This is a genomic window from Roseateles sp. (assembly GCF_052436255.1).
GTDB lineage: Bacteria > Pseudomonadota > Gammaproteobacteria > Burkholderiales > Burkholderiaceae_C > Pelomonas.
Genome location: NZ_JBQVNP010000255.1, coordinates 1 through 4306, shown reverse-complemented (window position 1 = coordinate 4306; position 4306 = coordinate 1). Strand labels below are relative to the sequence as shown.

At 70.9% G+C, this 4306-nt stretch carries 5 protein-coding genes and 1 pseudogene; all 6 read right to left on the bottom strand.

The features are described 5' to 3' along the window. Nucleotides 1–437: pseudogene (locus tag ACT6S0_RS26980) on the bottom strand (ABC transporter permease); the annotation flags it as partial. Nucleotides 438–603: 166 nt separating this feature from the next. After that, a complete protein-coding gene (locus ACT6S0_RS26975) occupies nucleotides 604–1257 on the bottom strand; it encodes an ABC transporter ATP-binding protein (protein ID WP_444766809.1) in 654 nt (217 codons plus the stop codon). Further along, nucleotides 1254–1463, bottom strand: coding sequence for a hypothetical protein (locus ACT6S0_RS26970; RefSeq protein ID WP_444766808.1), 210 nt, complete (start codon nucleotides 1461–1463; stop codon nucleotides 1254–1256). The genes ACT6S0_RS26975 and ACT6S0_RS26970 overlap by 4 nt, the downstream gene beginning before the upstream one ends. A 12-nt stretch (nucleotides 1464–1475) precedes the next feature. Further along, nucleotides 1476–2360, bottom strand: coding sequence for an SPFH domain-containing protein (locus ACT6S0_RS26965; RefSeq protein WP_444766807.1), 885 nt, complete (start codon nucleotides 2358–2360; stop codon nucleotides 1476–1478). A 72-nt stretch (nucleotides 2361–2432) separates the two neighbouring features. Further along, nucleotides 2433–3377, bottom strand: coding sequence for a tRNA (adenosine(37)-N6)-dimethylallyltransferase MiaA (gene miaA / locus ACT6S0_RS26960; RefSeq protein ID WP_444766806.1), 945 nt, complete (start codon nucleotides 3375–3377; stop codon nucleotides 2433–2435). Beyond that, nucleotides 3344–4306 (bottom strand): pseudouridine synthase (locus ACT6S0_RS26955; RefSeq protein WP_444766805.1); only part of this gene is annotated, 963 nt, incomplete at its 5' end. The genes ACT6S0_RS26955 and miaA, both read right to left, overlap by 34 nt.

Below are 4306 nucleotides of genomic sequence, written 5' to 3'. Positions count from 1 at the left end.
GCACCCAGCAGCGCGGCGGTGCCGCCGCCCTCGACCTTCGGCATCAGCTCCGGCGCGAGCGCCTTGCCGCTGGCGGCCGACGCCAGCAGGGCCAGCGGGTCCAGCCCGATCAGCTGGATGGACCGCGGCCGTTCGCCGGCTTGGCCCGGCCACAGGGCGATGGCCTCGACGACGGGGCTGGCGGCGGCGACCTCGGGGCGGTTCAGCAGATCGACGAGATCGGCATCGGTCAGCGGGCCGGCACTGGCGCGCAGGATCAGGTCGGGCTGGCCGTTGACGCTGCGCGCGGCGCGGGCGAACTCGGTCAGTGCCGCGCCGTTGAGCAGGTGCACCCCAAAGGCCAGGGCCACGCCGAGCATGACGGCGACGATGGCCAGCACGACGCGGCCGGGTTGGTCGCGCCAGGCGGGCCAGGTGAGGTGGCGCCAGAGGGTCATGGGGTGGGCACTGCGCTGAAGGGAGCGCGCCTTGGCGCCAAGGCCCAGCCGGGACGTCGCCCCGGCGGGCGACCTTCTTTTTGAGCGACCAAAAAGAAGGCAAAAAGTCGCCCCCGAACCGCCCGGCCCCACTCACGTGCCAACCCACATTCCATCAGAGGCACCCTCATGCGGAATGAAGCCCGCTGGCATCCAACCGCAACCGCCGATCCGCCGCCTCCGCCGCCCGCTCCGAGTGCGTGACCAGCAAGCAAGCCGCCCCCGCCTCATGCGTGCATTGCCGCAGCAACGCCAGTACCTCGGCCGCATGCCGGGCGTCGAGATTGCCGGTCGGCTCGTCCGCCAGCACCAGCTGTGGCCGATGCACCAGCGCCCGCGCAATCGCCACCCGCTGCAACTGCCCGCCCGACAACTGCCGTGGCATGCGGCTGGCCAAGGCGGCAAGGTTGACCGCCGCCAGCATCTGTGCAACCCGCCCGTCGTCACGCTGGCCCAGCAGCCGCAAGGGCAGGGCGACGTTGTCGGCCACGCTCAGGTGCGGCAGCAGGTGGAAGGCCTGGAAGACAAAACCCAGCGCCCGGCGTCGCAGCGCCGAGCGGGCCTCGTCGTCCAGTGTGCGCAGGTCTTCGCCGGCCAGCGTGATGCGGCCGGCGTCGGCCTCGTCCAGCCCGGCCAGGCAGTTCAGCAGCGTCGACTTGCCGCTGCCGGACTCGCCCAGCAAGGCCACGATCTCGCCGGGCGCAAGTTCGATGTTCACGCCGCTGAAGACGGCCACATCGCCATAGGATTTGGACAGGTCGTGCGCGCTGAGCACGCTCATCGGGAATTCTCCGGATCGGTACGGGCCGCCGTGGCACGCCCCTTGGGTGGGGCAAGCTTCACGCCCCGCCGGCCCAGCGCCTCACGCAGCAGCAGCTCGGCCTGCGCGTTGGCGCTGCGCAGCTCGGTCGCCGCAAGCCGCTCGACCTCGGCCCACAACGCAGGGTCGACGCGCAGCGGGAAGGCCTTCTTGTCGGGGCTGGCCATCGGGCCGCGTGCTCAGGTGTACAGCGTGCCCGTGTTGACCACGGGCTGGGTTTCGCGGTCCGAGCACAGCACGACGAGCAGGTTGCTCACCATGGCCGCGCGGCGCTCGTCGTCCAGCACGACGATGTCGCGCTCGCTCAGGCCCCTGAGCGCGGCCTCGACCATGCCCACCGCGCCCTGCACGATCTTGGCCCGCGCACCGACGATGGCCTCGGCCTGCTGGCGGCGCAGCATCACCTGGGCGATCTCGGGGGCGTAGGCCAGGTGGCTGATCTTGGCGTCGAGCACGTCCACGCCGGCGTCGGCGAAGCGGGCCTGCAGCTCGGCGCGCAGGGCCTGGGCCACGGCGTCCTGGCCGCCGCGCAGCGTCACCTCGCCGTCGTCGACCTCGTCGGCATGGTCATAGGCATAGCAGGCGGCCAGATGGCGGATGGCGGCCTCGGCCTGCACGCGCACATAGCCTTCGTAGTCGTCCACCTGGAACAGCGCCTGCGCCGTGTCGCGCACCCGCCAGACGACGACGCAGGCGATCTCGATGGGGTTGCCGCGCTGGTCGTTGACCTTGAGCACCGGCGCATTGAGGTTGCGGTCGCGCAGCGAGACGCGCTTCTTGATCGCCAGTGGGTTGGCCCAGCGCAGGCCGGCGCCGCGGTCGCTGCCGGTGTAGGCACCAAACAACGTCAGCGCGGCAGCCTGGTTGGGGTTGAGCATGTAGAGGCCGGCCATGACGAACAGGCCCGCCAGCATCAGCGGCACGCCGTAGAGCGGCAGGCCGCGCGTCAGCATGAAGACGCCCAGCCCACCCACGGCGAGGCCGACGAAGGCCATCAGGTAGCCATTGCCGGCGCGGGCCGGGGTCTCGGTCACGACGGTGCGCGAAGGGGAATGGTTGACCATGGTTTGACCTGTCTCAAAAGTGAATCAAAGTGATATCACTCTAGCCGCGCTTGCAACACGATGCAAGGGAATTCATCCGAGCAGTCTTTGCAGGCCGGCGAGCAGCTCGGCAATCGGCTGCGGACCGTCGCAGGCGATGACGCGGCGCTGGGGCATGCTGCGCAGCCAGGTGATCTGGCGCTTGGCGAGCTGGCGCGTGGCGGCGATGCCGCGGTCGCGCAGGTCGGAGAAGTCGTTGCTGTCGAGCGCCTCCCAGACCTGGCGGTAGCCGACACAGCGCATCGACGGCAGCGCCAGGCTCAGGTCGCCCCGGGCGCGCAGTGACTTCACTTCATCGACCAGGCCTTGCGCCAGCATCACGTCGAAGCGCTCGGCCAGACGCGCATGCAGCCAGGCTCGGTCGGTGGGTTCGAGCGAGAACAGCGGCCAGTCGACGCCTTCGTCGCGTGAGGCCGCATGCAGGGCGCTGAGCGGCTGGCCGGTCAGGCGGATGACTTCGAGCGCGCGCTGGATGCGCTGGCTGTCGTTGGGGGCCAGGCGGGCGCCGGTCTCGGGGTCAAGCCTTGCCAGTTCGGCATGCAGGGCCGGCCAGCCGCGCTCGGCGGCTTCGGCGTCGATGGTCGCACGCAGCTCGGCGTCGGCTTGCGGCAGCGTCGACAGGCCGTCGAACAGCGCCTTGAAGTACAGCATCGTGCCGCCCACCAGCAGCGGCAGCCGGCCGCGCGCGCTGATGTCGGCGGCCAGCCGCCTGGCATCGCGCACGAACTCGGCGGCCGAGTAGCTGACCGTCGGGTCGAGGATGTCGATCAGGTGGTGCGGCGCCGCGGCCTGCTCGGCGGCGGTGGGCTTGGCCGTGCCGATGTCCATGCCGCGGTACACCAGCGCCGAGTCGACGCTGATGATCTCGACGGGCAGCACCTCGGCGATGGCCAGCGCGGCGGCAGTCTTGCCGCAGCCGGTCGGACCGGCCAAACAAATGGGGCTCAGAATTTCTCCCAGGGCGCGAGATAGCGCCACTGCCCGACCGGCAGATGGCCGAGCGGAATGCGCCCGATGCGCACGCGCTTGAGGCCGACGACCTTGAGGCCGACCAGCTCGCACATGCGGCGGATCTGGCGCTTCTTGCCCTCGCGCAGCACGAAGCGCAGCTGGTGCTCGTTCTGCCAGCTGACCTTGGCGGGCTTGAGCGCCTCGCCGTCCAGCTCCAGGCCGTGGTTGAGCAGCGCGAGCTTGTTGTTGGACAGCGCGGCATTGGGCAGCGTGCCCTCGGGCACGGGGTCGGCGCCGGGCAGGCCGACGTACTCGACGCGAACGAGGTATTCCTTCTCGACGTCGGAGTCGTCGCCGATCAGCACGCGGGCGATGCGGCCATCCTGGGTCAGCACCAGCAGGCCGGTGGAGTCGATGTCCAGCCGGCCGGCGGGCGCGAGGTTGCGGTGGTGGCCGGCGTTGGGCTTGATGCCGGAGGCGTCTTCCGCCCAGCGGTTCTCCGGTTGGAAGAGCACGGCGGCCGGCTCATAGCCGTCTTCGGCCTGGCCCGACACGTAGCCGATGGGCTTGTGCAGCAGCACCGTGACGAGCTGGGCCTGTTGGTTGCGGGCGGCGGGGTCGATGTCGATCTGCACGTCGGGGCCGACGCGTTGGCCGAGCACGGCGACCTTGCCGTTGACGCGCACCCAGCCGGCGGCGATCCATTCATCGGCCTCGCGGCGCGAGGCGAGCTTGAGCTCGCCCATGCGCTTGGACAGGCGCTCGCCGTCCTCGGGCGCGACTTCCCGGGCCGGGTTGTGGCGTTGCTGCGGCCGGCTCGGTGGCTCGAAGTTGGGCCCGCGGTTGGCCACGCGGCGCTGGTCGACGCGGGGCGGGCGGTCATCGCGCGGGCGATCTGCGGGGCGTTCGTCGCGGTGCTCGTTGCGGCGGACGGGTTCGCCGCGCTGGGCGCGCTG

What these genes read in the sequence shown, in the direction of transcription:
- ACT6S0_RS26975 (WP_444766809.1), bottom strand. Translation starts at nt 1,257, where the DNA reads ATGAGCGTGCTCAGCGCGCACGACCTGTCCAAATCCTATGGCGATGTG.
- ACT6S0_RS26970 (WP_444766808.1), bottom strand. Translation starts at nt 1,463, where the DNA reads ATGGCCAGCCCCGACAAGAAGGCCTTCCCGCTGCGCGTCGACCCTGCG.
- ACT6S0_RS26965 (WP_444766807.1), bottom strand. Translation starts at nt 2,360, where the DNA reads ATGGTCAACCATTCCCCTTCGCGCACCGTCGTGACCGAGACCCCGGCC.